Raw genomic sequence first — 4,603 nt, forward strand, 5'->3', positions numbered from 1 at the left:
TACAATGGTGAACATAGAAGTACTCTAGCAATAAATAATTAATATTTTACTTGTTTATTGCCTCAGTTCTTTGTTGGCTGTAGTATTTTTATTTTTTAGATTTCTTGTAAACCATAAAAGCTGAAAACAAACCAGCAATTCCAAATAAAACCAAGATTATATTTAAAAATGTATTCGATTTAGAAATTCTGCTTTTTTCTTTTTCAGATATAGAATTTTTAACAGCTAACATTTCTTTTTGAATTTCAATTATCTTTTCAGAAGAATTATTTATTTCTTCCAAAAGTTTGACTTTCTCCAAAACTTTCGGGTAAGCCATTAAAGTTTTAACTATTTCCACTTTTTGCTCTTTCGAAAGTACTAATCCATTTTTCGATTCTAATTCAGTTAAAATTTCATTTTTCTCACTAATTAATAATTCTTTTCTTTTTATTTCACTTTCGTAATAATCTTTCTGATTGTTATATTTTATGTGCCAACTTGGGTCTAATTCAGATTCTAATTCCTTAATGCGATTTTCAGAACGAGTTAATTCGCTTTGAAGAATGTCAATTTCTCGCTGATTGTAATTTAGAACAATACTTATAATTACGACAGCAGATGTTGTAATCAAAGTGATTATGTTCCAATTAATAATATGTTTTTTCTTTTTTCCCATATTACAGCCAACGGTTTCGGCTATGAGTAGTTGCGTGGTTTAGCACTTAACTTTGCAAGTACACACCAAACTGAAAATCCGTGAGGATTTTCAGAAGTAGGCGAGAACAAGCAATTACTTATAGCCATTGTTGGCAGTAGTGTTTATTTTGTCAGTCGTTTTGCTGTCATAAATCGGTCAGCTACATTGTCCCAATTGATAATTTCAAGAACTGTATCAACAAAATCGGCTCTTTTATTTTTGTATTTCAAATAATAGGCGTGTTCCCAAACATCAATCACCAAAATCGGAACAACTCCCCATTGTGTTAATTTTTGATGATTTTCGCATTGTAACAATGTCAAGCTATCCGAATAAGGTTGGTAACCCAAAATACCCCAACCGCTTCCTTCTACAGTTTTTGATATTTTCCCGATATAGCTTTTCAGTTTGTCAAATGAACCGAAATCCTTTTCTATCTGTTTTAAGAGTTCAGTTTTGGGTTCAGTTTTTTTATTCGTTAAGTTCGTCCAAAAGATGGAATGAAGCACGTGGCTTGAAAAGTGGTAAGCTAACTTTCGGGTCCACAAATCCACTTGGTCTAAATCGCCCGATTTTAGATGTTCCTTAATTTTAATCAAATCTGTGTTTGCCCCTTTTACTGCTCCACCGTGATGAAATTCAAAGTGCAGATGTAAGGTTTCTTCATCCATATGTGGCTCCAAAAAAGTTTTATTGTATGGAAGTGATTTTTGAATGAAATTTCCATTACTGTCCACTAATCTGTCAATTCCGTTTTCCGTTACATTTTGTGAAAAAACGTTGTTCATTGGTAGGATTGTCGCTCCACCTAAAATTGCCGTGTTTCTTAAAAATTCTTTTCTGTCCATATTTATACTTTTTTCAATTTATCTCGTTTTTCCACATTACTGCCAACGGTTTTGGCTATGGTTTCGTTGCGGAAAAATCCGCAGGATTCTTTCCGCCGTAAACCAAAGTTAGTAAATACGCAGGAATTTCCGATAGGAAATTCCGCCGCAATGAACTATAGCCGTTGTTGGCTTTAGTTTTTTTTCTTAATATATTCTTCCGATGCTTTTTTAATCCAATTGTCATTACTCCAAGTAAATTCAGATTTTAATGATTTAGAACCTTTATTAAGTGCAAAATCAACTAGTAAGTAACTCCTAGTTCTATGTTCAGAAATTTGTTCTTTCAGATTTTTATATTGTTTTATAAAAAAAGGATAAAATTCAGTTAAAACTTCATTCCAAAATTCTATAGACTCTTCGGAACTCCAAGCATTTTTAGCGAATTCTTGAATCAAATTAGATTCAGGTTTTAAATTCTCGAATATTGAGCTTAATTCGTATTGATAACCGTCATTTAAATTGATTAAGTTTACTTCAATCGCTCCATATTCACATAAGAATACAACATTCCAATCATTACCCGAAAAGCGCACATAATAATCATTCTTAATTTCAGATAACGAAAATTCATTATCACTCATAAATTCAGATGATAAGTTTTTTACTTGTTCGGGAAATTCTTTGTAGCAAGGCATTTCGTCTAAATTAAAGCCAACGTTAGCGTATAAATTTCAGTTGCGGAAAATCGGTACGATTTTCCGATTGAGCTGAAAGATAGAAAATTGCAATGAATTTCCGTAGGAAATTCAGCCGCAATTGAATTTATACATTGTTGGTTGCAGTTTTAATTCAGTTTTTTGAGGTTCATTCAGAGTTTGTTTTGCGTTCTGCTATTCAATTCCACGTTATGATTCCGCAATTTTGGAATTCGATAGAGTAGCAGTAATCAATTCACGTTTTTTAAATTCCGCTCAAGTTGATTTCTGCGCATAGTTCCGTTTTACATTTTTCAATTCAGCGTTACGTTTCGGTCTCGAGTTTTAAATTCAGTTTCTGCGCAAAGTTCCGCTGTTTTCAAAGTTCAGAATTCACACGATTTATACGTTTAGTTTTTAATTCCGCTATTGCAACCAACGGTCTCGGCTATGAGTAGTTGCGTGGGTAAGTTACAAACTTTGCAAGTACACACCAAACTGAAAATCCGCAAGGATTTTCAGAAGTAGGCGAGAACAAGCAATTACTTATAGCCATTGTTGGGTGTAGTTTTTATTATTCGGTTATTCTCCTTTTCAAATCCATTCGTTCGTGCAAAATTCTCGTGATTTCGATTGGATTCACTTCTGATTTGCGATAGAATATTACGTGTCGATTTGCTTTTAGTCCGAAAAGGTCAGATTTAATTCCGTCATAATTTTTTCCAAGTTCTGGATTATCAGCAATGTCTTGGCAAATATCCAGAAGCATATCGTAATATCTGTCGGCTTGATTTTCAGACCAATTTTCAACTGTATATTCCCAAATTCCATTTAAGTCAGCTACAGCCTTATTGGTCAATTCGTATTTAGCCATTCTGTCTGCGTTTAGCTTTTAATTCCTCAAGATTTTTTTTAGGATCGAAATCGTGAGCAATTCCGCTATCTATTCCTTCTTGAATAGCATTTCTTAACGCAATAACTTTACTTTCTTCATTTTCCAATAATCGAAGTCCAGCTCTGATTACTTCACTTACGTTTTTGTAACGTCCAGCAGAAACCTGAGTTTGTACAAACTGGTCAAAATAATTTCCGAGCGATATTGATGTATTTTTCATTCCGTTTTAATTTTAATCAAATATACCAATTTTTGGTAAAATAATCAAATTTGTAGATTTTCGCTCAAATTACACCCAACGGTCCAGTATATGAAAAGTAGCGCTGAAAAAGTGCGCTATTCATTCGGTTGAACACAAGCCGAATTTTTAAATTTTTCTATTTATCTTTATTCTTCTAAAATAGCCAAATTTAAAAATTTGGCGACCTTGAAAAAGCACACGAGCCTTTGTATTTGCAAATGCTTGCGCTATTTTTTATATACATTGTTGCCATTTCGTTGTTACCGCAATCTTGCTAACGTTTTATCTTTTTAATCATTAAGTTCATTTACAACCCTTGCTAAAATTTTCCCAATCAATATTTGGACTTTCTGGGTATTTTTCGACCACAACTTTTTTTAAATCATTTTCTATTCTTGAATAAGAAACACCATATATTTCTTCAAATTTTTCAAATCCGTCTGTCCAAAGTTGTTTGAATTGCTCGATTGTATAATTTTCCAACAGATATTGAACAATGTATCCCGATTGATGATAGCTGACCATTTCCGAATTATTATAAAAATTCGATACCAAATCATCTATTGGGATTAATTTATCTTCTTCAAGTAGATGCCTGTAAATTTGAGCTACATTATAATTGTTGCAATTATTCGCAGAATATGTTGCAATCCCTTCGTTTATCCAAGTACTGTTTCTTTTTGGGTAGTCCCAATCTAACATTGCTATCAAATGCATCATTTCGTGTTTTATTGGTGGATTTAAAGCATCTTCGTTTGATACAAAATTTAATGTACTCCAATATGGGTAAGCATTTCCATAAGCCCTTGTTCCAGTATAAATAAACATTTCATCGCGTGAGGACATAACTCGAACGTAAATGGTGTCATTAAATTCGGTTTTTTTAAGAATTTTTTTGTTATGCGCGATAGCATCAAAAGTCTGTTTTATTAAGTCTTCTTTGTTTTCAAAAGCATAACCACTTTCCGGAAAAATAAAATTGACGTTTTCAATTAATTTTGAAACTTTGGTCTCTTTAACCCAACCGTCGTTATCGGTTTTTTCGACTTGTTCCTTTTTATCTTCGCATCCAAAAAAGGTTAAATGGAAGATGAAAACAAGAGATATTTTTAGATAGTTTTTCATCAATTCTCGATTTTAAATTTCTGTAACTTGCAAGGGTTTTTTTACAATGAATGGCAACGGTTTTGTGTATGGTTAGTTGCGTGTTTAAGCAACTAATTTAGTAAACAAAAACGAACGCGAGAAAATTCCGAAGGAATT

At 32.6% G+C, this 4,603-nt stretch carries 6 protein-coding genes; all 6 read right to left on the reverse strand.

Annotated elements, in window-relative coordinates; translation table 11 throughout:
* Positions 1-88 precede the first annotated feature (88 nt).
* Positions 89-658 carry a hypothetical protein gene (locus tag WA340_RS14755; protein WP_336129642.1) on the reverse strand — a complete coding sequence of 190 codons (570 nt, stop codon included), beginning with the start codon at positions 656-658 and terminating at the stop codon, positions 89-91.
* A gap of 143 nt (positions 659-801) precedes the next feature.
* A complete protein-coding gene (locus WA340_RS14760) occupies positions 802-1,527 on the reverse strand; it encodes a superoxide dismutase (protein ID WP_009780324.1) in 726 nt (241 codons plus the stop codon).
* 173 nt (positions 1,528-1,700) lie between these two features.
* On the reverse strand, positions 1,701-2,204 hold the full coding sequence (locus tag WA340_RS14765; RefSeq protein ID WP_336129643.1) for a hypothetical protein: 504 nt from the start codon (positions 2,202-2,204) through the stop codon (positions 1,701-1,703).
* 574 nt (positions 2,205-2,778) lie between these two features.
* Positions 2,779-3,078: a type II toxin-antitoxin system RelE/ParE family toxin gene (locus WA340_RS14770; RefSeq protein ID WP_336129644.1), complete on the reverse strand. Its 300-nt coding sequence runs from the start codon at positions 3,076-3,078 to the stop codon at positions 2,779-2,781.
* On the reverse strand, positions 3,071-3,319 hold the full coding sequence (locus WA340_RS14775) for a type II toxin-antitoxin system ParD family antitoxin (protein WP_143381536.1): 249 nt from the start codon (positions 3,317-3,319) through the stop codon (positions 3,071-3,073). Before WA340_RS14775 ends, WA340_RS14770 begins: the two co-directional genes overlap by 8 nt.
* A 324-nt stretch (positions 3,320-3,643) precedes the next feature.
* Positions 3,644-4,465, reverse strand: coding sequence for a peptidase MA family metallohydrolase (locus WA340_RS14780; protein WP_336129645.1), 822 nt, complete (start codon positions 4,463-4,465; stop codon positions 3,644-3,646).
* Positions 4,466-4,603: the final 138 nt, after the last annotated feature.

This window comes from Mesoflavibacter sp. CH_XMU1422-2, from assembly GCF_037029245.1.
Lineage (GTDB): Bacteria > Bacteroidota > Bacteroidia > Flavobacteriales > Flavobacteriaceae > Mesoflavibacter > Mesoflavibacter zeaxanthinifaciens.